This window comes from uncultured Pseudomonas sp. (assembly GCF_943846705.1).
Classification (GTDB): Bacteria; Pseudomonadota; Gammaproteobacteria; order Pseudomonadales; family Pseudomonadaceae; genus Aquipseudomonas.
In genome coordinates this window covers 3562905-3587256 of sequence record NZ_OX044366.1, presented here as the reverse complement: position 1 = coordinate 3587256, position 24352 = coordinate 3562905, and the positions used below count along the sequence as shown (strand labels likewise).

Annotated in this window: 19 protein-coding genes; 8 read left to right on the top strand and 11 right to left on the bottom strand. The window is 58.4% G+C overall.

Translation table 11 applies throughout. The annotated features are described in order from the left end of the window. Positions 1-70: 70 nt before the first annotated feature. The 6 genes from Q0V31_RS16755 to Q0V31_RS16730 form a co-directional block, all read right to left on the bottom strand. Positions 71-460 (bottom strand): carboxymuconolactone decarboxylase family protein, encoded by a 390-nt coding sequence (locus Q0V31_RS16755; protein ID WP_298189576.1) that lies wholly within the window; start codon positions 458-460, stop codon positions 71-73. Between the two features lie 24 nt (positions 461-484). Next, positions 485-1936, bottom strand: a complete 1452-nt coding sequence (locus tag Q0V31_RS16750; protein ID WP_298189574.1) for an NAD-dependent succinate-semialdehyde dehydrogenase — start codon at positions 1934-1936, stop codon at positions 485-487. A 79-nt stretch (positions 1937-2015) separates the two neighbouring features. Continuing rightward, a complete protein-coding gene (locus Q0V31_RS16745) occupies positions 2016-2501 on the bottom strand; it encodes a flavin reductase family protein (protein WP_298189572.1) in 486 nt (161 codons plus the stop codon). A 32-nt stretch (positions 2502-2533) separates the two neighbouring features. Then, entirely contained in the window at positions 2534-4015 is a 1482-nt protein-coding gene (locus Q0V31_RS16740; protein ID WP_298189570.1) for an aldehyde dehydrogenase, read from the bottom strand. Next, positions 4012-4845, bottom strand: coding sequence for an alpha/beta fold hydrolase (locus tag Q0V31_RS16735; protein WP_298189568.1), 834 nt, complete (start codon positions 4843-4845; stop codon positions 4012-4014). Before Q0V31_RS16735 ends, Q0V31_RS16740 begins: the two co-directional genes overlap by 4 nt. Positions 4846-4870: 25 nt before the next feature. After that, positions 4871-5461, bottom strand: coding sequence for an amino acid synthesis family protein (locus tag Q0V31_RS16730; RefSeq protein WP_298189565.1), 591 nt, complete (start codon positions 5459-5461; stop codon positions 4871-4873). Between the two features lie 367 nt (positions 5462-5828). On the opposite strand from Q0V31_RS16730, the gene Q0V31_RS16725 reads away from it, so the two are divergent. After that, positions 5829-7412, top strand: coding sequence for a BCCT family transporter (locus Q0V31_RS16725; RefSeq protein WP_298189563.1), 1584 nt, complete (start codon positions 5829-5831; stop codon positions 7410-7412). A gap of 435 nt (positions 7413-7847) precedes the next feature. On the opposite strand, the gene Q0V31_RS16720 is transcribed toward Q0V31_RS16725, so the two are convergent. From Q0V31_RS16720 to Q0V31_RS16710, 3 genes are read right to left on the bottom strand one after another with little or no spacing between them, the layout of a single operon-like run. Further along, positions 7848-9242 carry an efflux transporter outer membrane subunit gene (locus tag Q0V31_RS16720; protein ID WP_298189561.1) on the bottom strand — a complete coding sequence of 465 codons (1395 nt, stop codon included), beginning with the start codon at positions 9240-9242 and terminating at the stop codon, positions 7848-7850. Beyond that, complete coding sequence (locus Q0V31_RS16715) at positions 9239-12364, bottom strand: efflux RND transporter permease subunit (protein ID WP_298189559.1); 3126 nt, start codon at positions 12362-12364, stop codon at positions 9239-9241. The genes Q0V31_RS16720 and Q0V31_RS16715 overlap by 4 nt, the downstream gene beginning before the upstream one ends. A gap of 9 nt (positions 12365-12373) precedes the next feature. Then, positions 12374-13537: an efflux RND transporter periplasmic adaptor subunit gene (locus Q0V31_RS16710; RefSeq protein ID WP_298189556.1), complete on the bottom strand. Its 1164-nt coding sequence runs from the start codon at positions 13535-13537 to the stop codon at positions 12374-12376. 148 nt (positions 13538-13685) lie between these two features. Here Q0V31_RS16710 and Q0V31_RS16705 point away from each other — a divergent pair, with 148 nt between their 5' ends. Next, positions 13686-15071 (top strand): ATP-binding protein, encoded by a 1386-nt coding sequence (locus Q0V31_RS16705; protein WP_298189554.1) that lies wholly within the window; start codon positions 13686-13688, stop codon positions 15069-15071. After that, positions 15071-15760, top strand: a complete 690-nt coding sequence (locus Q0V31_RS16700) for a response regulator (RefSeq protein WP_298189551.1) — start codon at positions 15071-15073, stop codon at positions 15758-15760. Before Q0V31_RS16705 ends, Q0V31_RS16700 begins: the two co-directional genes overlap by 1 nt. Positions 15761-16217: 457 nt before the next feature. Here the strand turns inward: Q0V31_RS16700 and Q0V31_RS19700 are convergent, their stop codons facing one another. Both Q0V31_RS19700 and Q0V31_RS19695 read right to left on the bottom strand, forming a co-directional pair. Continuing rightward, the gene (locus tag Q0V31_RS19700; protein ID WP_366915227.1) at positions 16218-16424 is read right to left on the bottom strand and encodes an SOS response-associated peptidase family protein; all 207 of its coding nucleotides are present in this window, start codon (positions 16422-16424) and stop codon (positions 16218-16220) included. Beyond that, positions 16327-16671: an SOS response-associated peptidase family protein gene (locus Q0V31_RS19695; protein ID WP_366915226.1), complete on the bottom strand. Its 345-nt coding sequence runs from the start codon at positions 16669-16671 to the stop codon at positions 16327-16329. The genes Q0V31_RS19700 and Q0V31_RS19695 overlap by 98 nt, the downstream gene beginning before the upstream one ends. Positions 16672-16770: 99 nt before the next feature. On the opposite strand from Q0V31_RS19695, the gene umuD reads away from it, so the two are divergent. The 5 genes from umuD to Q0V31_RS16670 all read left to right on the top strand — a co-directional run bounded on the left by umuD (position 16771) and on the right by Q0V31_RS16670 (position 24351). Next, positions 16771-17208: a translesion error-prone DNA polymerase V autoproteolytic subunit gene (umuD, locus tag Q0V31_RS16690; RefSeq protein WP_298189549.1), complete on the top strand. Its 438-nt coding sequence runs from the start codon at positions 16771-16773 to the stop codon at positions 17206-17208. After that, positions 17201-18475, top strand: a complete 1275-nt coding sequence (locus tag Q0V31_RS16685; RefSeq protein ID WP_298189547.1) for a Y-family DNA polymerase — start codon at positions 17201-17203, stop codon at positions 18473-18475. Before umuD ends, Q0V31_RS16685 begins: the two co-directional genes overlap by 8 nt. 577 nt (positions 18476-19052) lie before the next feature. Further along, positions 19053-19820 (top strand): DNA polymerase III subunit epsilon, encoded by a 768-nt coding sequence (dnaQ, locus tag Q0V31_RS16680; RefSeq protein ID WP_298189545.1) that lies wholly within the window; start codon positions 19053-19055, stop codon positions 19818-19820. Positions 19821-19992: 172 nt separating this feature from the next. After that, positions 19993-22251 (top strand): Orn/Lys/Arg decarboxylase N-terminal domain-containing protein, encoded by a 2259-nt coding sequence (locus Q0V31_RS16675; protein ID WP_298189543.1) that lies wholly within the window; start codon positions 19993-19995, stop codon positions 22249-22251. Between the two features lie 420 nt (positions 22252-22671). Next, complete coding sequence (locus Q0V31_RS16670; protein ID WP_298189541.1) at positions 22672-24351, top strand: ferrous iron transporter B; 1680 nt, start codon at positions 22672-22674, stop codon at positions 24349-24351. Position 24352: the final 1 nt, after the last annotated feature.

Genomic DNA, 24352 nt, shown 5'->3' with positions numbered 1-24352 from the left:
CGAAGAAAAAGCAAAAAAGCACCCCGATCAACGGATCCAGAGTGCCTAGCTCGCTGTGCGCCGCCTACGACTAGGGTTGGCTTTCGGCATCGGCTTCCGCGAAGGCTTCACGGGCAATGCGAAAACTGTCCACGGCCGCAGGCACGCCACAATAAATACCGACTTGAAGCAGGATTTCGCGGATCTGTTCACGGCTGAGGCCGTTACGCAAAGCACCGCGAATATGCAGCTTCAGTTCATGGGGCCGGTTCAGGGCCGAAATCATCGCTAAGTTTATCATGCTGCGTTCCGCCAGCGACAAACCCTCACGGCCCCAGACGTGGCCCCAGCAGTATTCGGTGACCAGTTCCTGCAGGGGGCGATTGAAGTCGTCGGCATTCTCGATCGACTTGTTGACGTAAGCCTCGCCCAGCACTTGAGTGCGGATCGCCAAGCCTTTTTCGTACTTGTCATTACTCATGTTGTTCTCCTTCGATAGTGCAGGTTAGAGGCCGCCCATCAGGGTGTATTTGATTTCGAGGTAATCCTCGATACCGTACTTGGAGCCTTCGCGGCCGAGGCCCGAGGACTTAATGCCGCCGAAGGGCGCGACTTCGGTGGAGATCAACCCTTCGTTGATGCCGACCATGCCATATTCCAGCGCCTCACTCATGCGCCAGGCGCGGCCCAAGTCGCGGGTATAGCAGTAAGCGGCCAGGCCATATTCAGTATCGTTGGCCAGCTGCACGGCTTCGGCTTCACTGCTAAAGCGGAACACGGCGGCCAGCGGGCCGAAGGTCTCTTCGCGGGCGACTTTCATGCTCAGTGAGACGTCGGCGAGCACGGTGGGCTGGAAGAAACCATGGCCGAGTGCATGGCGTTCGCCGCCACAGAGTAAGCGGGCGCCTTTGCTGAGGGCGTCTTGTACATGGTCTTCGACCTTGGCCACCGCGCGTTCGTTGATCAATGGGCCCTGGTTCACGTTGGCCGCGAAGCCGTCGCCGACGGTGAATTCACCAACGCGCTCTGCCAGGCGGCTGACAAAAGCCTCGTAGATGCCGTCCTGCACCAGAAAACGGTTGACGCAAACGCAGGTCTGCCCGGCGTTACGGTACTTAGCGATCAGCGCCCCTTCGATCGCGCGCTCCAGATCAGCGTCGTCAAATACGATAAACGGGGCGTTACCGCCTAGCTCTAGGGAGACCTTCTTCAGGGTGTTGGCGCACTGGGCCATCAACAGTTTGCCGATGGGCGTGGAGCCGGTGAATGACAGCTTACGCACCTCGGTACTGGCGGTCAGTTCACCGCCGATGGCAACCGCGTCACCGGTAATGACATTGAAAATCCCTGCGGGGATGCCTGCCTGTTCGGCTAACGCCGCCATAGCCAGTGCCGAGAAGGGTGTTTCGGGTGCCGGTTTGACGATGCACGGACAGCCCGCGGCCAGCGCTGGGCCGGCCTTGCGGGTGATCATCGCGGCCGGGAAGTTCCAGGGTGTAATGGCTGCCACCACGCCGATCGGCTCTTTGCTGACCACTATTCGCGCGTCGCCCTTGTGGCTCGGGATGGTGTCGCCGTAAATACGCTTGGCTTCTTCAGCGAACCATTCGATAAAGCTCGCCGCGTAGAGGATCTCGCCTTTGGCCTCGGCCAGTGGCTTGCCTTGCTCGAGGGTCAGGAGCTCAGCCAGCGCGTCGGCATTTTCCAGCATAAGGGCGTGCCAGCGTTTGAGGATCGTACTGCGATCCTTCGCTGTGCGCGCGCGCCATGCTGGCCATGCGGCGTTAGCGGCGGCAATGGTCCGTTGGGTTTCCACTGCACCCATATTTGGCACCTGGCCGATGGCAGCGCCATTGGCTGGGTTGAAGATTTCCTGGGTGCTGGCGTCTTCAGCGTCGCACCATTGGCCGTTAATAAAGGCCTGTTGACGGAATAGCGTGGCGGCTGCAGGGGTCATGTGAGCTCCGAAAATAAAAAAAGGGCCGCCACCAGCATAAGCGGCAGGCGGCCCCAAAATAACGTTACGACAATGGTGCTTAAGCTATGGTGGGCAGGGCGCCTAGCTTGCCGCGGTGGTAGACCATCGGCGTGACATCAGCCTCCGGAATAATCAGGTTCTGCACCGCCCCCACGATGATGGCGTGATCACCACCGTCATACTCGCGCCACAGTTCGCACTCAATGATCGCGGTGGCCTTGTTCAGCAGCGGGTTACCCAGCGCGCTGAGCTGCCACTCGATGCCCTTGGCCTTGTCTTTACCCTTGCCGGCAAACGCATAGGCTTCCGCTTTCTGGTCGGCAGACAGCAAGTGGATGGCGAATTTCTTACTGGCGCAGAGTATTGGGTAGGAGTCTGAAGCGTAGTTGGGGCAAAACAGCACCAAGGCCGGCTCAATCGACAAGGCGCTAAAGGCGCTGGCCGTAATGCCAACGATATCGCCCGCTTCGTCGAGGCAGGTGACTACCGTGACACCGGAGGGGAACGAGCCCATTACCTCTTTATAAATACCTGGTTCGATCATCAGTGTGTCCTCTGAATACGGGCGTTGTGCGACTAGCGCATGACAAACGGGTCAGCCATCGGAGCCTGCGAGAGGTTGATCCACACCGTTTTCTGCTCGGTGTAGGCCAGTACCGAATCGATACCGCTCTCACGACCGTAGCCGCTGTTCTTGAAACCGCCGATCGGTGCCATGGCAGAAACCGCGCGGTAGGTGTTGACCCAAATGATGCCCGAGCGCACGTCGCGAGCCAGACGGTGGGCGCGGCCCAAGTCACGTGTCCAGATGCCGGCGGCCAGTCCAAACTGCGAGTCATTGGCCATGGCCAGGGCTTCGGCTTCGTCTTTGAAGCGGATCACTGAGGCCACCGGCCCGAAGACTTCTTCCTGCATGATCTTCATCGAGTTGCTGTCGCACTCGAACAGCGTCGGCTCGTAGTACCAGCCCTTGCCATCGATGGTTGCACGCTTGCCGCCTAAGCGCAGTGTGGCGCCTTCGGCCAGGGCGTCGGCGACCAGACCTTCAACGACCGCCAGTTGTTGCGCGGTGGCCATGGGGCCCATCTCACTGCTGTCATCCTGCGGGTTGCCAATGCGGATGCGTTGAGCGCGAGCGATCAAACGCTCGACGAACTCATCGTAAATCTCGTCTTGCACCAGCAAGCGTGAGCCAGACACACAGCTTTGCCCGGACGCAGCATAAATGCCGGCGACTGCGCCGTTGACCGCGCTGTCTAGGTCGGCGTCAGCGAAGATAATGTTCGGCGACTTGCCGCCCAACTCAAGCGACAGTTTGGCGAAGTTTTCCGCGCTGCTGCGCACCACATGACGGGCCGTAGCGGCGCCGCCGGTAAAGGCGATTTTGCGTACTAATGGGTGACGAGTCAGGGCTGCGCCGGTGCTGGCACCGTAACCGGTGATCACGTTGACCACGCCCGGCGGAATGCCGGCTTGCAGAGCCAGGCGCGCCAGCTCCAGCAAGGTTGCAGAGGCGTGTTCGGAGGGCTTGATAACCATGCAGTTACCCGCTGCCAGGGCCGGTGCCAGCTTGATGGCGGTCAGGTAAAGCGGGCTGTTCCAAGGAATGATCGCGGCCACCACACCGAGCGGCTCGTGAATCGTGTAGCCGAACATGTCGGTCTTATCCAGCGGCAGCGTGCCGCCCTCAAGCTTGTCGGCCAGGCCTGCGGTGTAATAGAAAAATTCCGGCAGGTAGCTGACTTGGCCGCGGGTTTCGCGGATCAGCTTGCCATTGTCACGGCTCTCCAGCTGGGCCAGTTGTTCCTTGTTCTCAGCGATCAGGTCGCCGAGGCGACGCAGCAGTTTGCCGCGGGCAGTGGCAGTCAGGTCTCGCCAGGCCGGGCTTTCAAAAGCCTTCTGGGCAGACTGCACCGCGCGCTCGACGTCTGCTTCGTCCGCATCAGGTAACTCCGCCCAGGGTTCGGCGAGGGCTGGGTTGATGCTTTGGAAGGTGTTGCCGGACAGGGCATCGACCCATTGGCCGTCGATGCACATTTGAAAGCGGGTGAGTGTCATGCAACGGTCCCCTCTGCTGTTTTTTGTGAGGTCTGGGCGCGGTTGAGGAAGTCCAGTAACACCTGATTGACCAAGCGTGGTGACTCCACCGGCATCATATGCCGTTGCTCGCTGAGCACGGCAACCTGCGCACCGGGAATGTGTTCGGCCAGCTCTTGGGCCATTTGCGGGGTCGAGCCGGGGTCCAGCTCGCCGGTGCTGATCAAAGTCGGCACGTGGATGTTGCTGAGCTGATCCACTAGGTACATATCCTGGGTGGCGAACAGCTCGTAGGTGGTCAGGTACCCTTCGGGGTCGTTGCTCGCCATGGTCTGGCGGAGCGCGGCGATTTGCGCCGGGTTGGCAGCCTGATATTCGCGGCTGAACCAGCGCGTTAACGCAGCTTCGGCGTTCGCATTAGGACCGTACTGGGCGACCTGGCGCGTGCGCTCGATAACCGCTGCACGTTGCTCCGGGCTGCGGTTGAATACACTGTTGAGTATCACCAGGCCCAAGGTGTGCTGCGGGTAATGCAGGGCGAAGGCGCGCGCGATCAGGCCGCCCATCGAAAAACCGATGATGGTGGCCTGTGGCAACTGCAGGTGCTCAAGCAGTTCACGTAACTGCTCGGCATAGCCGAGCAAGTTCGTGCCTGTTGCCGGGCGCGGGCTGGCGCCATGGCCGAGCATGTCATAGGCGATGACCCGGTAGTGCGGCGCAAGACCGACGATCTGTCCGCCCCACATCTCTTTGTTTAGGCCGACGCCGTGGATCAGGACCACGGGCTGGCCCTGGCCGGTCGCCATGTAACTGGTGCCGGCAGGGGTGCGTTCAGCGGTGAGTAACATCATGGCTTGCTCCTGCACTGACCGGGGATTACTGAGCCTGCTCTGCAGCGAGCTCTTCCAGGTCGATATAACGGTTACCAATCCGTGGATGCAGGCGGCCACCGTTAGCGGCACCCAGTACGACAACAATTTCGTCGGCGCGCGGGGCGTCTTCGATTTGCATTTCCAGGGTGACGTAGTGCGAGCGTGCGCCTTCGTCATCCTTGTGCATCATCGGGATCTGGATGGAGGTGCCCGGGCCGCCGCGCTTGTTGGTGAAGCTCAGGTAGCTCTTGGCTTGTACCGCCTGGCGGTAGTGGTTGCCGAAGCGCAGGTTGTGGATCACGGCGGAGGCGTGTTCGATCTCGCCATCAGCACCGACCACTGCGGCCTTGCCATAGGCTTCGATCTTATCTGCGCCACCAATGGCGTCGGCCAGGCGCTTAACCATCAGCTCGCCCAGCTCGGAAGCGTGAGGGTTGAGTTCCGAGCGGATGTCTTCGACAAACCCACGGCCTGCCCAAGGGTTCTTCATTACCACGGCCAGACCGACCATGGTCACCGGCTTATCGGTTGCTTTGCCACCCTCGATAAGGGTTTCTTCTACATAGCTGACGATCTTACGAATTTCAAAACTCATGAGGCTCTCCTAGGTAACTGAGACAGAATCAGGCGCATCGCGCTTCTCGGTATCATGGTATACCATAATACGTATCGTGCAAGTCAAGCTTTTAACGCGTGCTGTTTTTCGGCGTAAAGGCCTGTAGCTCTAGGCTTGTGGGATTTTTAATAAGTTGTCGACTAGTGGTCTTTGCTTAACTAATTGCGTTCATGGTATACCGTAATACAAGCGAGGCTGCTGCTCATTTCAGGTTGTTCACGAGCGGTTGTATCCCTAGGTTGAGGCCCTTTCAGGCGGACTAGGTACCAGCAGAGGCAGGGCGCCCGGCATTCGCGATGAGCACTACTTTGTGTGTCCACTATAAAAACAAGGAGGAGACGCGCCTGTGAGCGAACATCCCATGCAAGCCCCTCATCGTCTGTTCGCAGGCGTAAACCCGACAATGGCCATCTCATCGTTGCTTATGGTGGTGGGATTTGTGCTGTTCACTGTGTTGTTCAGTGAGCTCGCCAATAGCCTATTCACTGGCATGAAACAGTGGATCGAGAGTTCTCTGGGTTGGTATTACGTAGCGGTTGTCAGCGGCGTATTGTTCTTCACCCTTTGGGTTGGGCTCAGCCGGTTCGGCAATCTGCGTCTTGGGCACGATGATGAACGCCCTGAATTTAGCAACTTCTCTTGGTTCGCCATGCTGTTCAGTGCCGCAGTGGGTACCGGTTTGCTGTTCTGGAGCATTGCCGAACCGGTGATGCATATGCAGGGCAACCCTTTTATGGAGATGGCCGGGGTAGCGGCTAATACGCCAGAGGCGGCGCAAATCGCCCTGCGTATCACCATGTTCCACTGGGGGCTGCACGGCTGGAGCATTTACATCATTGTCGGTCTGATCCTGGCCTACTTTGCCTATCGTCGCGGCTTGCCCCTGACAATTCGCTCGGCGCTTTACCCGCTGTTTGGTAAGCGTATTTATGGCCCAATCGGCCATGCAGTGGATCTTCTGGCGATTTTCAGCACGCTGTTTGGTACTGCCACCACCCTCGGTTTGGGCGTGTCGCAAATGAATGCTGGCTTGAATTACATGTTCGGTATTGAGATATCGACAACCAATCAGTTGATCCTGATTTCGGCGACAGCGGTGGTTGCCACGCTATCGGCAGTGTCTGGCGTGCGTAAGGGAATCCTCTGGTTGAGCGAGTGGAATATTCGCCTCAGCGGTATTCTGTTCCTGTTCTTGCTATTGGCCGGCCCGACTGTGTTCCTGCTGGGTCTGTATGCCACCAGCGTCGGTGACTACGTGGCGAACTTCATTCCGATGGGCATGTGGACTGACTCCAACCCCGAGCGTCAATGGCAGGGCTGGTGGACCATTTTCTACTGGGGCTGGTGGCTTTCCTGGGGTCCTTTCGTCGGCATGTTCATCGCCCGTATTTCCCGTGGTCGCACCGTGCGCCAAGTGGTACTGGGTGGCATGCTTGCCGCTACCTTGGGCGCTTTCCTGTGGATCGTCATCATGGGCGGCACAGGGGTGTTCTTGCAGCTGTCCGGTGCTGTCGATCTTAGTACGGTAGCCAATAACGACCTGACCATGGTGTTGTACAAAACCATCGAAGGGTTGAATGTGCCATGGGCAACCATGGGTATGGCGGGTCTGGCGACACTTATGATCGTTAGCTGGTTCGTCACTTCAGCCGACTCGGCCACCTTGGTGATCTGTACGATTCTGTCGATGGGCGACCAGAACCCGCCGCAACGCTTCCGCATTATTTGGGGCCTGGGCCTCGGTGCCTTGGCTGGAGTGCTGTTGTTGGCTGGCGGGCTACAAGGGCTTCAGGCTGCCACTATCGCCGCCGCCTTGCCATTCTCTCTGGTGCTGATCCTGATCTGCTATTGCTTGGTCAAGGCCTTGCACCAGGAGGAGCTTGAGGCCCAATCAGGGGTTGATATACAGCTACCGGTTCGTGCTACCTAATTGACTTCTCACGGCCTGCTGCATTGTTTGACGCTGATGGGAGCATGCCGTCGAGTTCAGTCATTAGGGCGAGAAGGCCATGGTTATCCTTATCTAGGCGAGCCATGGTCATTCCGTTAAGCCTGCAGTGCTTAATTCGTTGACGCCGAGCAAGAGGAGGATGTGCGACGGATTGTGGAGGCATTGAAAATGGTGCCATTCAGGATGACCGACCATCGTGTCTTTAGGGCCAAGCTTGTTCACGCTCAACGGCGACCTTTTGAAAAACATCCAGCCACTGGCTGCGACATCAAAACTAAATGGTACGCCGTGACCTAGTCCCACAGCCTTGAGCACGCAGCTTTAAGGCTGTATTCACTGAGTCATCTACCGCCGAATACACTCAAGTTGACGTGCCTCACCACTGTAGTGGTGTGGTCATGTGATTGTTGGCTGCTACTCGCCAACACCGCCACCTAGAACCTTGTACAGGGTGATGCGATTACTTTGCTCGGTGAGTTGCAGGCCGATCAGGTTTTGTCGTGCGGTGTACAGCTCCCGCTGCGAGTCGAGAGCATCCAGGTAACTGCTGGCGCCGTTGCGGTAAAGCGCATCGGCCAGTTTGTAGCTCTGGGCGGTGGCCGCCGTGAGCGCTTGCTGCGCATCCAGTCGTTCAGCCAGAGTACTGCGAACTGCCAACGCATCGGCCACTTCCTGGAAAGCGGTCTGAATACTCTTCTCGTAGGTGGCAATCTGGATCGCGGTCTCGCTTTTCGCGGCATCCAAATTGGCGCGGTTACTGCCGGCATTAAAAATTGGCAAGCTGATGCTCGGGGCGAAGTTCCAAGCCCCACTGCCGGCCTTGAACAGCGAGCTGAGTTCGGTACTACTGGTGCCCCCAATAGCCGTGAGACTGATGCTTGGGAAAAACGCCGCACGCGCAGCCCCGATATCAGAATTGGCAGCCTTCAAGCTGTGCTCAGCGGCCAGCACATCCGGGCGTTGCAGCAGCAGATTGGAGGACAAGCCACTGGGAATACTCAGCAGTTGTGCGCTGTCATCGGCTAACGCTTTTGGCAGTAATGCCTCAGGCAGGCTTTCGCCGGCCAGCAGATTGAGTGCATTGATATCCACCTGCACTTGGCTGCGAAAGTTAGCCACATCACCACGCGCCGTTTCGACCGTCGTCTGCGCTTGGGCCAGCGCCAAGCCTGAGGTGTTGCCCAGCTCATGGCTGCGTTGTTGCAGCTGATAGCTGGCCTGTTGGCTGCTCAGGGTTTCCTCGGCCAACTGCAGTAGACCTCGATCCGCGGCAACCGTTAGCCAGGCATTAGCCACCTCCGCGACCAGGCTGATCTGGGTGCTGCGCTGGGTTTGCGCCAGTGCCAGGTAGTCTTCCAAGGCTGCGTCACTGAGGTTACGCACACGGCTGAACAGGTCCAGCTCATAGCTGCTAAAGCCCAGCTCGACGCTGTACTGGTGGCTTGTGCCGGCGACGCCACTGCTGCTGAGGCTGGATGGCGTTCGGCTGTGACTGCCGCTTGCGCTGGCACTCACAGCTGGCAGTAGCTCAGCTCGCTGAATCCGGTACTGCGCCTGAGCTTTGTCGACGTTCAGCGCCGCCACACGTAGGTCACGGTTGTTGACCAGGGCGCGTTCGATCACTTTTTTCAGTTGTGGGTCGAGAAAGAACTGCTGCCAGCTGATTTCGACGCTGGCTTGACCAGTGCTGGTGCTGGACCACTGGCTGGGCACCGGCGCCAGTGGTTGCTCATAGGTAGGCGCCAAGTTGACGCAACCTGCCAGTAGCAATACGGGCAAGATCAACAGAATTCGCGGAAAACTCATCATGCTTCAACTCCGCCAACAGAGGGGGTCGGTTCACGGCTCGCCAGACGGCGCACCATAACGAATAGCAAGGGCACGAAGAAAATCCCCAAGACGGTGGCGGTGAACATGCCGCCGAGCACACCAGTGCCGATAGATTGCCGCCCGCCGGCACCCGCACCTCTGCTCAGAGCCAACGGCAACACGCCGAACATAAAGGCCAAGGACGTCATCAAGATGGGACGCAGGCGCTGACGACAGGCCTCTAGTGTGGCGCTGATCAGATCCTGACCCTGCTCCTGTAGATGCTTGGCAAACTCGACAATAAGAATCGCGTTTTTCGCCGCCAAGCCCACAGTGGTCAACAGGCCCACCTGGAAATACACGTCATTGGTCAAACCTGTAAGCCAGGTACTGAATACCGCACCAATGACCCCGAGCGGCACGACCAGCATCACCGAAAAGGGCACCGACCAGCTCTCATACAAAGCCGCCAAACAGAGGAAAACGAACAGCACGGATATGGCATAGAGCAACGGCGCTTGCGAGCCGGAGAGGCGTTCCTGATAAGACTGCCCGGACCACTCATAACCGATACCGCTCGGTAGTTGAGCAATCAAGCTTTCCACCTCGGCCATGGCCTCGCCGGAGCTGACTCCGCCTGCCGGATCACCGACCAGCGCCACCGCAGAACTGCCGTTGTAACGCTGCAACAAGGGTGAGCCATAGCTCCAGTCGCTGCGGGTAAATGCACTGAACGGCACCATTTCACCGTTGTCGTTGCGCACGTACCAGGCATTGATGTCATCGGACTGCATGCGGCTAGACGCATCGCCCTGCACATACACTTTCTTTACGCGGCCGTTGTAGACGAAGTCGTTGATATAGCTGCCACCCAAGGCCGTGCCCAGGGTGCTGTTGATGTCGGATGTGCTCAGGCCATAGGCACCGGTTTTATGGTCGTCGATGCTGACGTGCAGCTCCGGGGTATCTTCCAAGCCCGTAGTGCGCACGCCAGCGAGCTTAGTGCTTTGCGCTGCCAGGGCGAGGAACTGGTCGCGCGCATCGATCAGCGCAGTATGGCCAACACCTCCGACATCCTTGAGTTGTAGGCTAAAGCCTGAGCTGTCGCCGAGGCCGCGAATGGCGGGCGGCAGTATCACAAAAATACTGGCGTCACGCAGATCGGACAGTGCGATGGAGGCGCGCCGAGCCAGGCTGGCGGCGGTTTGCTCAGTGCCTAGGCGCTGGCTCCAGTCCTTCAGCTTGATAAAGGCTCGACCGGAGTTCTGCGCGTTGCCCCCCACACCTGCACCGGTAATACTGACCATCGAATCGACTTCTGGTTGAGCCCGCATATAGTCAACCAATTGCTGAGCGGCAGCCTTGGTGCGTTGATCCGTCGCCCCTACTGGTAGCTGGATCATGGCCATCAGTATCCCTTGGTCCTCGTTCGGCAGGAACGAGCTGGGCAGACGCGAATAGCCAAACACCAGCACCGCCAGAATCAGCCCGTACAGCACCAATGCCCTCGGTTTGTGGCGCAGCACACTGGCTACGTTGCGCTGGTAGCCATTAGCGCCGCGTTCAAAGTTGCGGTTAAACCACGCGAAGAAGCCGCGTCGCGCTGGCGTGCCATGCGTTGGCTTAAGCAACGTGGCGCAGAGTGCCGGGGTGAGGCTCATGGCGACCAGCACGGAGAGCAACATGGCGCTGACGATAGTCACCGAAAACTGCCGATAGATCATCCCAGTGGAGCCACTGAAAAACGCCATCGGAATAAATACAGCAGAGAGCACCAGCGCGATACCGATCAGTGCACCACTGATTTCCCGCATCGATTGGCGTGTGGCTTCTAGGGCAGACAAACCCTTTTCGCTCATGACCCGTTCGACGTTCTCCACCACGACGATGGCGTCATCCACCAGCAGACCGATCGCCAAGACCATGGCGAACATGCTCAGGGTATTGATCGAGTAACCAAACACCGCCAATACACCGAATGTGCCAAGCAGTACGATGGGTACGGTAATGGCGGGGATGAGCGTCGCGCGCCAGTTCTGCAGGAACAGGTACATGATCACCACAACCAGTGCAGTGGCCTCGAACAGCGCCTTGACCACTTCCTCGATAGACAGCTTTACGAAAGGGGTGGTGTCGTAGGGGGTGCTCGTGTGCAACTGCATTTCCGCGGGGAAATTAGGCAGCAGCTCGCTGAGCTTGGCTTTCACCGCATCGCCGGTGTTCAGCGCATTAGCATCAGTGCCCAGTTTGATGCCCAATGCGGCCGAGGGTTGGCCGTTGTATGAGGCGACTACATCGTAACTTTCTGCACCGAGTTCGATCCGCGCCACATCGGAGAGCAGCACCAGCGAACCGTCGCTATCGGTTTTGAGGACTATGTCACGAAATTCCTCGACCGATTGCAGCTTGCTGCGAGCCGTAATGGTGGCGTTCAGTTCCTGTCCGGCGACGGCAGGCAGCGCGCCCAACTGGCCTGCAGACACTTCAGTATTCTGTGCTTGCAGTGCGCTACTGATATCGCTTGGCATGAGGGAGAACTGCTGCATTTTAGCGGGGTCGAGCCAGATACGCATCGCATAGGGCGAACCGAGCAACGACACTTCGCCCACACCGTCGACACGGCTCAGCTGGTCAAGCACCTGACTATCAAGAAAGTCGCTGATATCGATATTGTTGATCGTTGGATTATCCGAGGTGAAGGAAATGATCATCAGAAAGTCATTACCGCCCTTGGTCACGGTAATACCTTGGTTTTGCACAGCCAGCGGTAGGCGCGACTCGGCTTGCTGCAGTTTGTTTTGCACCTGCATCTGGGCAACGTCGGCGTCTGTACCCGCAATAAACGAGAGGCTAATACTGGCGCTACCGGCCGAACTACTCGTCGCAGACATGTACACCAGGCCGTCAATGCCCTTCATCTCCTGCTCAATCACCTGGGTGACCGAGTCCTCGATGGTTTTGGCCGAAGCACCCGTGTAGGTGGCGGAAATATTGATGCTGGGCGGCGCGATATCCGGATACTGCTCAAGCGGCAGCTGACTGATGGACAGGCCACCGGCGAGCATAATGACGATGGCGATGACCCACGCGAAGATCGGCCGGTCGATAAAAAAATGTGCCATGTTCAGCCCTCAGTTACTCGCCACGGCAGCCGGGCTACCTGATTGTTTGGCAGCGACGCTGTTGACCGTGTCGCCAATCTTTACTTTCTGCCCGCCCTCGACGATCACCTCGTCACCAGCGGCCAAACCTGCGGTGACCCACCATTGATTGCCGACGTTACGATCGATGCTAATCAGGCGTTGCTCGACCTTGCCATCGACCACCACCAGTACGCTGGTTGCGCCGCTGTGGCTGCGCGTGACGGCGCGTTGTGGAACCAGCAATGCGTGTGGGTCAATGGCTTCAGTCAACACCGCACGCACATACATGCCTGGCAGCAACAGACTGTCTGGGTTTGGCACCACGGCACGCAGGGTTACGCTCCCGGTGCTCTCGGAGACACTGGCCCCGCTGAATTGCAGGCGGCCGGCATGGGCATACTGGCTACCATCCTCCAGTAGCAGATCGATCTTTACACCGTCCTTATCGGCGCCAACAAGGGTACCAGCAGCTAGCTCACGCTTGAGGCGCAGCACTTCGGCGCTGGACTGGGTGATGTCGACATACAGGGAATCGATCTGCTGCACGGTGGTCAGCACGCTGTCCTGACTGGCCGTTACCAGTGCGCCAGCGGTGACGCTGGAGGCTTCAATGCGCCCGGCAATGGGCGAGGTGATGGTGGTGTAGTTGAGATCAATGCGTGCGCTGGCGACACTGGCTTGTGCGGCTTGGTAGGCCGCATCGGCACTTTGCAGGCTGGCCTGCGCGTCTTCATTGTCCTGGCGACTGATCGCATCAATCTTCACCAATTCGCTGTAGCGACTGGCCTTCAATCGAGCGGATGAGAGTGTAGCCTTGGCTTCGGCTGCACTGGCCTTGGACTGGGCGTAAGTGGCTTGATACGGCGCAGGATCAAGCTTGTACAGCGCTTCTCCGGCCTTGACCACACTGCCCTCGGTGAATAACCGCTCTTTAACGATACCGCTCACCTGAGGGCGAATCTGCGCGCTCATCCAGGCCTTGGTCCGGCCTGGCAGTTCGCTGGTCAGGGTTTGTGCCTGAGGTGCCATAGAGATGACGGCAACCTCGGCCTGCTGCTTCTGCGGCGGCGTTTGCTCGGGTGAACAGCCCGCTAACACCAGGCCGATGGTGACGGCCAAGGTAGCCAAGGTGCAGGAATTGATGCGTGACATAGACGTTCTCCAACCGGTTGTGCCGGGTTTTCTATGGTGTGCATCCTGCCGGGCAAATGTGCAGGGAATATGGAGATTGCACGCCTGACGTTGAAGCCTGCGTGGCGTTCGCCCTTAATACGTACATATTTCTGCACTCGGGCCTGCCATGAAACTCAGCTTGTCACGCAAACTGTTCCTCGCCTTATTGGGTACTTCCTTGCTGGTTATTCTGGCGATGGGCGTCGCCGATAAGATGAGTTTCGCGCGCGGCTTTCTCGGCTATATCAATGGTCAGACCGAAGAGCGCATGAGCACCGTGCTACCGAACCTGCGCGATTACTACATCGAGCACGGCAGCTGGGATGAACTACGCGATGGACGCAAGAACTGGTTAGAGCTGATACACCCCCAGAGCAGGCTGGATCCGAACAAGACCAATTGGACGGTGCCAGTCTCTGACTTGACCGGCGCGGTGTTTCGCATTGCCCTGCTGGACGTACATCAGCAGAAGGTTATTGGCTTCGTCGAGTTGCGCGATAAAGATCCGCGCCTACCCATAGTGGTGCAGGGTAAGACGGTGGGCTGGCTGGCCATGGCGCCGTTCCAGAACGTCACTGAAGCAGGTGGCGCGCGCCTACTCAAACAGCAGCTGCTGGCCAGTCTGGGTGTTGGCACGCTGGCCCTGTTACTGGCCGCGTTAATTGCCGGATGGGCCTCGCAGCGGCTACTGGCCCCGGTCCGCCAAGTAGCTGCTGCGACTCATCGGTTGGCCAGTGGCGCTTACGCTGAGCGTGTCACAGTGACCAGTGCTGACGAGGTTGGCCAATTGGCCCGCGACTTCAATCAGTTGGCCCATACCCTGGAGCGTAACGAGCGTATGCGCCGAGACTTCATGGCGGATATTTCCCACGAACTGCGTACGCCTCTGGCGGTGTTGCGCGGCGAGCTGGAGGCGCTCGAAGATGGAGTACGCAAGCTGGACGGCGACTCTCTGTACTCTTTGCAGCAAGAGGTCGCGCAATTAAACAAGCTGGTCGACGACCTCTATGAGCTGTCCCTAGCTGACGTTGGCGCACTGTCCTATCGCAAAAGCAGCCTGGATATACGGGAGGTGTTGCAGCAATCGCTGGTTGGCGCTGTTGAACGCTGCCAGGAAAAAGGGCTGACGCTGGAGTTGCAGCTGCCGACGACACCGCTATCGGTGCTGGCAGACGCCGGACGCCTGCGTCAGCTGTTTAGTAATTTGCTCGAGAACAGCTTGCGCTATACAGAGTCCGGCGGACGCCTATGCATTCACTTATACAGCGACTCCGCAGAGGTCAGGCTCGATTGGCTCGACTCAGCGCCTGGGGTTGCCGAGGCCGATTTACCGCGCTTATTCGAGCGGTTTTTCCGTGGTGAAGCGTCGCGCCGGCGAGCCAGTGGTGGCTCCGGCCTGGGCCTGGCGATCTGCCGCACCATAGCCGAAGCACACGGCGGCAGCCTCGACGCACAGCCGTCTCCGCTGGGCGGGCTATTGCTGCAACTGCGCTTGCCACGGGAGCATGTCTAATGCTGACGAATGACGCGTTGCGCCCTGCGCGCATCATGGTGGTAGAGGACGAACCCAAATTGGCCGCGCTACTGCGCGACTATCTGCAAGTGGCCGGGCATCACGTGGATTGCCTCGATGATGGCCTCGCCGTGGTTCCGGCAGTACGTGCTGCCGAGCCGGAATTGATCCTGCTCGACATCATGCTGCCAGGAATGGATGGCCTGCAGATTTGCCGTGAACTGCGCACCTTCAGCGAAGTGCCGATCATGCTCATTACTGCACGAGTGGAGGAAGTGGATCGCCTGCTTGGGCTGGACCTGGGGGCAGACGATTACATCTGCAAGCCGTTTAGTCCCCGTGAAGTGATGGCGCGCGTGCGTGCCATCCTTCGCCGCCGTCCGGCACAAGCACCCAGTCACTTACAGTTAGATCGCGAGACTTACCGAGCGAGCTTTTCCGGAACTGATCTTGACCTGACTCCGGTGGAGTTCCGCCTGTTGGATTATCTTGCCGGCTCCCCAGGACGCGTATTCTCGCGTGACCAGTTGATGAATCGGCTGTACGACGATCGCCGCGTGGTAACCGACCGGACTGTCGACAGCCACGTAAAAAACCTTCGGCGCAAGCTAGAGCAAGCTGCCCCAGGACAGGAATTGATCCATTCAATTTATGGCGTTGGCTATAAGCTGGAGCTGAATGGTCTTTAGTTTCAGACCCCCCTGATTGTCGGGTTCAGACTGTGTAAAAGCGTATGCGCTGTCGCTTACCTCTAACGTTCCAGTTCCATTAGCACACTGATAGCGCAGATGGAGGCTGAGAAAGCCGCGCGCAATAAAGGTTATGAAGTGTGGGTGCTGCTGGATATCCGCCAGTTTTCTGAATAGCTCAGCGCAACACTTCGCTTATTGCTCAAGGTCACCGAGAGGCTGAATTAGCTCAGGCGAGTCGTACTTAACATTGGCAACGGCTTTGCTGACGGAGTGCCATTCGAAGGCAGTCGCGCTCAGTCCGTGCTTTTGCGCCAGCTCTTCAGCCTTCGCGGAGGTTAAATCTGGGCAGATCCAGGATCAGGCTGCATCCGGGGCCAGAACCACCGGTTGCCGGTCATGGAGGGCTAGCATGTCTCCGCACTCGACTGGGTGATGATCACTAAGGTGATGATCACTAAACCGTCGTCTTCTCTTTCCTGATGGTCATCGCTTGGGTGCTGGCCCAGTGAGCGAAGAACATCGGTGCACCGCTTTTAAGCCTGATGAAGTAGGGCAGCTTCTTCTTAGGATCTGCTTCGTTTTTCACCCATTCGTACCAGCCATCGGCCATGACCAGTGCGCGGTGCGGCCAAATCGATCTGAAATACTTGCCTGTAGCCACGGTCTCGACGCGGGCATTGATCGCTGGAGACAGGCACTGGCTTGGCCCAGTGCGGGGCCCAGCCCCACTTGACAGCGCCTAAGTGGATTCCGCGGCTGTCGCCATAGAGCATGTGCACTTTGGTGCTTGGGGCAACGTTGTAGCGGGTAATGGGTACGTTGTCATAGCCGCTGATAACGCCCCGCTCGGCGTTCAACTCTGCCAGGTAGTCCGCCTGGCCTTGGTACTGGACGAAGCGTCCGCACATAACCGCCTCCATCTGTCGTTCCTTTCAGCATGGCATTGACCGGTCTGCTGTCAATTGTTCTACTGTTTGTCCATACAGTATTTTTTTAGGTATTCCTCCATGGCCACCGCCACGATTCTCGGCCCTGTGGGAAGCTCCCATACCGAGCTGCCCTTTTTTTCCTCTCGTGTTCCCGCTGGCTTTCCCAGCCCGGCGCAGGATCACTTGGAGCAAAAGCTCTCCCTGGATGAGTTGCTGGAAATAGATGCGCCGCATACCTACCTGGTGCGTGCCGATGGCGAGAGCATGATCGGTGCCGGCATTTTCGATGGCGATGTGTTGGTGGTCAGTCGTGCGCTACAGGCGAACAGTGGCGATATCGTCATCGCCGCGATCAATGGGGATGCCTTTGTCAAACGTCTGGACAAGGAGGGCAAGTTGATCGTATTGCGCTCAGAGAACCCCACGTTCGCCCCACGCTTCATCATGGAGGGTGACGAGTTGATTATCTGGGGCGTGGTCACGGCCAGCCTACGCCGGCACCGCTGCCATGCCTGAGCCGGCCATCGCCTTGATCGACTGCAACAGCTTCTACGCCAGTTGCGAGCGAGTGTTTCGCCCAGACCTGCTGCGTACGCCCATCGTGGTGTTGTCCAACAACGACGGCTGCGTGATCGCCCGCTCGGCCGATGCCAAGCCTTTCGTGAAGATGGGTGAGCCGTACTTCCAAATTAAGCACAAGCTTCGCCAGCACGGCATCGTCGCGTTCAGCAGCAATTATGCGTTGTACGGAGACATCAGCGAGCGGGTAATGGCGGTGATCGAGGGCATGGTACCGGCGCTGGAGGTGTACAGCATCGACGAGGCCTTCGCCGATATCAGCGGTATGCCCGGCTCGCTCGAACAGCTTGGTCGGCAGATCCGTGCCCAGGTGCTGCAGTTCACCGGCATCCCGACCGGGTTGGGTATAGCTCCGACCAAGACCCTGGCCAAGCTGGCCAACCATGCCGCCAAACAATGGCAGCGCCAGACCGGAGGCGTGGTGGATATCCGCGATCCGGCCCGCCGTGATCGGCTGCTAAAACGCATGGACGTGAGCGAGGTGTGGGGCATCGGCCGCAAGATGACCGGGCACCTGGCCGGCATGAATATCCGTACTGCCTGGGATCTGGCCCAGGCCGATACCTGGATGCTACGCAAGAACTTCAGCGTGCTGATCGAGAAAACCGCCAGGGAGTTACTCGGCACGCCTTGCCTGGAGTTGGAAGAGGGTGCGCCGGCCAAGCAGGAGATCTGCTGCAGCCGCATGTTCGGTAAGCGCCTGCACGAGCTGCCGCCGCTCCGTGAGGCAGTGGCCACCTTTGCGACTAGGGCCTGCGAGAAGCTGCGCGCCCAGCAGTCCGTTTGCAAAAAAATCCGCGTAAGCATCCGCACCGGCATGTTCAATCCACAAGAGGCCAAGTACGCCAAGGGTGTACTGTGCGAGCTGCCATACCCCACAGACGATACCCGTCTGATCATCAGGGTCGCTCTGGCGGGCTTGGAGCGCGTTTATCGCAGCGGTTTCGCCTACAGCAAAGCCGAGGTGCTGCTACTTGGTCTATGTCAGCGCAACCAATGCAGCGGTGACCTGTTTGCAGCAGTGCAACCGAGCGAGACCAGCCAGGTGATGGACGTGCTTGATCAGATCAATAGCAAATGGGGCAGGGGAACCATCCGCCCGGGACGCGTGCAACTGGCCCCTGACTGGGGGATGCGCCGGGAGATGATGAGCCAGAGCTACACCACGAGGTTGGATCAGTTGTGGCGAGTTGGAGCGCGTTAGGCAGTAGGCAACCGACGCTGTGCAAACCTGCGTTAAAGACCCAAAAAACTAAGTCACTCTAGCTTCGAACTGAGAAACGGCTGATGCCCATACTTAGCCGCAAGCCCCTCTTGAATCCGCCCCTGAAGCAGCACCTCACTTCTGTTTGGATAATGCCGGAGAAGGTGTACCGCAGCAGGCAGCCCAAAGTACTCCAAAGGGGGGAAGGAATATGTACCACTCGTTGAAGGGTAACTTCAGTGTTGAGGTACAGCTAGCTATGGGGCTGCCCACTGAACCAGACGAGAAGATTTCTGGATACCACTCAAGGTGATTAAGAAGTTAGAAAGTTCCGCATGGTTGCGAAATTATGGTGGGCAAAGCGTTTTTCGAAAAGTGTAGGGGAAGTAAATACCTGTGGATGGATTTCCGAAAGATCCGCTGTGGCTATCCCGTGCTAACACGCCCCCCTTACACATGATTTATTTTTTGCGCACTTGAAGAGAGTGCTCGGTGTCATTTACACCTGATCATCGGTCGTTGCGATGGTTTTCGCCCGGCGTGTTAAGATTTGGCGCGCGTTTATAGGGGAAAAGCAATGACGGTTTACAACAACGCTGCTGACAGGAAGGTAGTGCTGGATACTGAAACCACCGGTATGCCGGTGGCGGATGGCCACCGGATTATTGAGATCGGTTGTGTTGAGCTGATCGGCCGTCGCCTGACGGGGCGGCACTTTCATGTCTACCTGCAACCGGATCGTGAGAGCGACGAGGGCGCAATCGCCGTCCACGGTATTACCGATGAGTTTCTGAAGGATAAGCCGCGCTTCAAAGAAGTTGCCGATGAGTTCTTCGAGTTCATCAAAGGCGCGCAGCTGATCATTCATAACGCGGCGTTCGATATCGGCTTTATTGCCAACGAATTCAATTTGCTCGGCCAGCGTGACCGCGCCGAGGTCAGCGATTACTGCTCGATCCTCGATACCCTGATGATGGCCCGTGAGCGGCATCCGGGGCAGCGCAATAACCTTGACGCGCTGTGTAAGCGTTACGGGGTCGATAACTCCGGCCGTGATCTGCACGGCGCCTTGCTCGACGCCGAGATTCTCGCCGACGTCTACCTGACCATGACGGGTGGGCAGACCAATCTGTCCCTGGCGGGCGACGGCTCTGAAGGTGACAACAATGGTCGCCAGCAACCCAGTGCGATTCGCCGCTTGCCTGCAGAGCGTGCCCGCACGCGGGTGATTAAGGCTAATGATGCCGAGCTTGCCGAGCATATGGCGCGCCTGGCAATTATCGAGAAGTCTGCCGGGGCTCTGCCACTTTGGTTGCAGATGGAACAGCCGAAAGTCGAGGCCTGAGCAGTGCGGGCGCTTGTCGTTGCACGCGAGCTGGAACGACAAGCGTCTCTGTGAGTTATTCACTCGCGACCTTTTCGTACAACGTCACGTAGAGGGGGTTACGCCCAGCGTGACGAGTCTCTAACCTGAGGCGATCGGCAGGCCTGCACCTGCCACTCTCAGGGACGCCACAATGTATAAAGACCTAAAGTTCCCCGTCCTGATCGTGCACCGTGACATCAAGGCCGATACAGTGGCCGGTGATCGCGTACGCGCCATCGCGCAAGAACTGGAGCAGGACGGCTTCAGCATTCTCTCCACCGCCAGCTCCGCCGAAGGGCGTATTGTCGCCTCCACCCACCACGGACTGGCCTGCATTTTGGTGGCCGCCGAAGGGGCGGGGGAGAACAGCAACCTGTTGCAGGACATGCTTGAGCTAATCCGCATCGCCCGCCGCCGTGCGCCGCAACTGCCGATTTTTGCCATTGGTGAGCAAGTCACGATTGAGAACGCGCCGGCCGAGGCCATGATCGATCTCAATCAGCTGCGCGGCATTCTCTATTTGTTCGAAGACACCGTGCCATTCCTGGCCCGGCAGGTTGCACGTGCCGCGCGTAATTATCTGGATTGCCTGTTGCCGCCGTTCTTCAAGGCGCTGGTGCAGCACACCTCACAATCTAATTACTCCTGGCACACGCCCGGCCATGGCGGCGGTGTGGCGTATCGCAAGAGCCCGGTGGGGCAGGCGTTTCATCAGTTCTTTGGGGAAAATACCCTGCGCTCCGATCTGTCCGTGTCGGTGCCAGAGCTGGGCTCGCTGCTCGACCACACCGGGCCGCTGGCCGAGGCCGAAGCCCGCGCGGCGCGTAACTTCGGTGCCGACCACACCTATTTCGTGATCAATGGCACCTCGACCGCTAACAAGATCGTCTGGCACAGCATGGTTGGTCGTGATGATTTGGTGCTGGTGGACCGTAACTGCCACAAGTCGATTCTGCATTCGATCATCATGACCGGCGCGATCCCGCTGTACCTGTGCCCGGAACGTAATGAATTGGGGATTATCGGGCCGATTCCGCTGTCCGAATTCAGCCGCGAGTCGATCCAGGCCAAGATCGACGCCAGCCCGCTGGCGCGCGGTCGTGTGCCGAGCAGCAGTGGGGCGATGGTCAAGCTGGTGGTGGTGACCAACTCGACTTACGACGGCCTGTGTTACAACGCCGAACTGATCAAACAGACCTTGGGCAATAGCGTCGAGGTGCTGCATTTCGATGAGGCCTGGTACGCCTACGCGGCGTTTCATGAGTTCTATTCCGGCCGTTATGGCATGGGTACGCTGAAAACCGACGATACGCCGCTGGTGTTTACCACCCACTCGACGCACAAGTTGTTGGCGGCATTCAGCCAGGCTTCGATGATCCATGTGCAGGATGGCGGGGCACGCCAGCTGGATCGCGATCGCTTCAACGAAGCTTTTATGATGCACATTTCCACTTCACCGCAGTACGGCATCATCGCCTCGCTGGATGTCGCCTCGGCGATGATGGAAGGCCCGGCAGGGCGCTCGCTGATTCAGGAAACCTTCGATGAGGCCCTGAGTTTCCGCCGGGCCCTGGCTAATCTGCGGCAAAACCTCCGCGCCGATGACTGGTGGTTCAGCATCTGGCAGCCACCGCAGGCCGAAGGCACTGATGATGTGGTGACTGAGAATTGGCTGCTGCAGCCACAAGCCGATTGGCATGGCTTCGGCGATGTTGCCGAAGATTACGTCTTGCTTGATCCCATCAAGGTGACCCTAGTCACGCCGGGGCTGACGGCGGATGGCACACTGGCTGAGCACGGAATTCCGGCGGCGGTGGTGAGCAAATTCCTCTGGGAACGTGGTCTGGTGGTGGAAAAAACCGGTCTGTACTCCTTCTTGGTGCTGTTCTCCATGGGTATCACCAAGGGCAAATGGAGCACGCTGTTGACCGAGCTGCTGGAGTTCAAGCGCAGCTACGACGCCAACCTGCCGCTGAGTGATGTGTTGCCGTCGATTGCACAGGCGGGGAACGCGTTTTATCAGGGCATGGGCCTGCGTGACTTGTGCGAAGCCTTGCATGCCTGCTACCGCGAAAACGCCACGGCTAAAGCGCTCAAGCGCATGTACACGGTCTTGCCGGAAGTGGCCATCAAGCCCGCCGATGCTTACAACCAACTGGTGCGCGGTGAGGTTGAGGCCGTACCAATCGAACAGCTGGAAGGCCGGATTGCGGCTGTGATGCTGGTGCCCTATCCGCCAGGTATTCCGCTGATCATGCCGGGCGAGCGGTTTACCGCGCAGACGCGCTCGATCATCGATTACCTGGCCTTTGCCCGTACGTTCGATCGCAGCTTCCCCGGCTTTGATGCCGATGTTCACGGCCTGCAGCGTGAAGACGGGGTCTATACCGTTGACTGCATCAAGGGCTGAGCTTGAACTGGCCTGCCAGCATTCGCTGGCAGTTCTGCTCTGTTCTGTTCATTGGCGCGCCGCCAACCTTTCTCAGTAGATCAAGTGCTTATCACCTATAAGTAAAAATCGAGCTTAACTGTGACGACGTGTTCTGCATCACAGAGCCCGGCATCGACTTTTGCCTGTCGGTTGTTATAGTTGCTCGATTTTAAGCATGCGCATAATTTCATTGAGCGCTAGCGCCCCGCTGAGGATGACAGTCTTGTCCGACTACAACGTTTTTAATGTCGTACTGGCAGATTTGCCATCTGGAATTCTGCAATTGGCAGGTACACGCGTGGCCATGCCAGCGCATGTGAGCAAGCAGAAACCGGAGTTCGCTGAGTGATGCAGTCCTGCAATCTGTTCTTAATCTCGAAGCGGGAGGCGCAATAGCTCATGGTTTCTGGAGCCACGTCGCTTAATCTGGTGCGCGATGAATTGTTCACCACCATGGAAGAGGCCGAATCGAGCCTTGAACACTTTATTGCAGAACGCCATAACGGCAGTTTGTTACAACAGGCCGTAGAGAGCCTGCATCAGGTACGCGGCACGTTAAACCTGATCGAACTGACCGGTGCCGAGTTGCTGGCGCAGGAAGTGCTGGATCAGGCCACAGATATTCCCGCAGGTGCCGGTGAAGAGCGCGATGTGCAGCTTTCTGCTTTGAGCAATGCGCTGCATGTTCTGCGCCGCTATCTGGAAAGCGTCGAAGCGCATCGCCAGGAAATGCCCGAGTTGTTGCTGCCGGCGATCAATGATCTGCGTCAGGCCGGCGGGCAGCCTGCCTTGCCGGAGAGCTTCTTTTTTAGTGTGCGTCTCGACCATGCTCGCCCGCGTACCGCGTCGGCCAGCGTTGATGGCGCGGCACGCGAAAGCGAAGGCCGGCGTCTGCGGCACATGTACCAAGTGGGCCTGCTGGGCTTTATTCGTGAGCAGAACCCGCAAGCCAGCCTCAAATTGATGGGCCGTGCGCTGACCCGTCTCGACAGTCTGTTTGCCAACGAGCCGCGCGGCCGACTCTGCTGGGTAGGCGCAGCGGCCGTTGAAGCGCAGGTTGCTGGCCAGTTGCTGGCGCGCAAATCGCGCAAGCAGCTGTTCTCGCGAGTCGATCGCGAACTCAAACAAATGCTTGCCAACGGTCAGTACGAAGCGCCGCGTGGCCTGCTTAAAGAGTTGCTCTATCTGGTGGCTCTGGCCAGCAGTCGTGGGCCGCAAGCGACGGCCCTCGGTGACGTATTTGCTCTGACGTCGCTGCCTTTTACCGACCACCTGCTGGAAGAGGAATACCAGCGCCTGTCTGGCCCTGGGCAATCAGTCATGCGTTCGCTGAGCTCGGCGATTCGCGAAGAACTCAATAGCCTTAAGGACATGCTCGACTTGATCGAGCGAGGCACGTTGCAAAGCGAGAACCTCACGAGCCTGCACGCCTTGCTTGGTAAGTTGAGCAAGACCCTCGGCATGGTCGGTCTCAGCTCGGCCGGCAACTCGCTGAATGCCCAGCTACCAGTCGTTTCCAGCTGGAGTGAGACCAGCGCGCCGCAACCGCAGGCACTGAATAAACTGGCAGATGCGGTGTTGTACGTCGAAGGCATGGTTGCCAGCCTGGAAAGTGGCGAACGCCGTGAGGTGCGCCCTGTCCCGGCGCAACCAGGCAACGAGGCCGACTCATTTGCCCTGCATCAGCTCAACGAAGCGCGCATTGTGGTGGTCGATGAGGCGCAGGCGGGCTTGGCGTTGGCCAAGCGCGCAATTACTGCGTATCTCGAATCGGATGGCGAGCGCATGCACCTGTCTAACGTGCCGTTCAGCCTGCAAGCCGTGCGCGGTGGGTTATGGTTCCTTGACCAGGAGCGCGCCGCCTTGTTGGTCGGTGCCTGTGCCGATTACATCCAGCAGCAGATGTTTGATGCGCCGCAGATGCCTTCCGAGCAGATGCTGGAAACCCTCGCCGATGCCCTGAGCAGCCTTGAGTATTACCTGGAAGCTGGTGCGGTGATGCGTCCGGAAACTCAGCCAAGTGTGCTCGACCTCGCGGCTGAAAGTGTCCGGGCCCTGGGCATGCCGTTGGAGGTTTGAG

What these genes read in the sequence shown, in the direction of transcription:
- Q0V31_RS16755 (WP_298189576.1), bottom strand. Translation starts at nt 460, where the DNA reads ATGAGTAATGACAAGTACGAAAAAGGCTTGGCGATCCGCACTCAAGTG.
- Q0V31_RS16750 (WP_298189574.1), bottom strand. Translation starts at nt 1,936, where the DNA reads ATGACCCCTGCAGCCGCCACGCTATTCCGTCAACAGGCCTTTATTAAC.
- Q0V31_RS16745 (WP_298189572.1), bottom strand. Translation starts at nt 2,501, where the DNA reads ATGATCGAACCAGGTATTTATAAAGAGGTAATGGGCTCGTTCCCCTCC.
- Q0V31_RS16740 (WP_298189570.1), bottom strand. Translation starts at nt 4,015, where the DNA reads ATGACACTCACCCGCTTTCAAATGTGCATCGACGGCCAATGGGTCGAT.
- Q0V31_RS16735 (WP_298189568.1), bottom strand. Translation starts at nt 4,845, where the DNA reads ATGATGTTACTCACCGCTGAACGCACCCCTGCCGGCACCAGTTACATG.
- Q0V31_RS16730 (WP_298189565.1), bottom strand. Translation starts at nt 5,461, where the DNA reads ATGAGTTTTGAAATTCGTAAGATCGTCAGCTATGTAGAAGAAACCCTT.
- Q0V31_RS16720 (WP_298189561.1), bottom strand. Translation starts at nt 9,242, where the DNA reads ATGATGAGTTTTCCGCGAATTCTGTTGATCTTGCCCGTATTGCTACTG.
- Q0V31_RS16715 (WP_298189559.1), bottom strand. Translation starts at nt 12,364, where the DNA reads ATGGCACATTTTTTTATCGACCGGCCGATCTTCGCGTGGGTCATCGCC.
- Q0V31_RS16710 (WP_298189556.1), bottom strand. Translation starts at nt 13,537, where the DNA reads ATGTCACGCATCAATTCCTGCACCTTGGCTACCTTGGCCGTCACCATC.
- Q0V31_RS16705 (WP_298189554.1), top strand. Translation starts at nt 13,686, where the DNA reads ATGAAACTCAGCTTGTCACGCAAACTGTTCCTCGCCTTATTGGGTACT.
- Q0V31_RS16700 (WP_298189551.1), top strand. Translation starts at nt 15,071, where the DNA reads ATGCTGACGAATGACGCGTTGCGCCCTGCGCGCATCATGGTGGTAGAG.
- Q0V31_RS19695 (WP_366915226.1), bottom strand. Translation starts at nt 16,671, where the DNA reads ATGTGCGGACGCTTCGTCCAGTACCAAGGCCAGGCGGACTACCTGGCA.
- umuD (WP_298189549.1), top strand. Translation starts at nt 16,771, where the DNA reads ATGGCCACCGCCACGATTCTCGGCCCTGTGGGAAGCTCCCATACCGAG.
- Q0V31_RS16685 (WP_298189547.1), top strand. Translation starts at nt 17,201, where the DNA reads ATGCCTGAGCCGGCCATCGCCTTGATCGACTGCAACAGCTTCTACGCC.
- dnaQ (WP_298189545.1), top strand. Translation starts at nt 19,053, where the DNA reads ATGACGGTTTACAACAACGCTGCTGACAGGAAGGTAGTGCTGGATACT.
- Q0V31_RS16675 (WP_298189543.1), top strand. Translation starts at nt 19,993, where the DNA reads ATGTATAAAGACCTAAAGTTCCCCGTCCTGATCGTGCACCGTGACATC.
- Q0V31_RS16670 (WP_298189541.1), top strand. Translation starts at nt 22,672, where the DNA reads ATGGTTTCTGGAGCCACGTCGCTTAATCTGGTGCGCGATGAATTGTTC.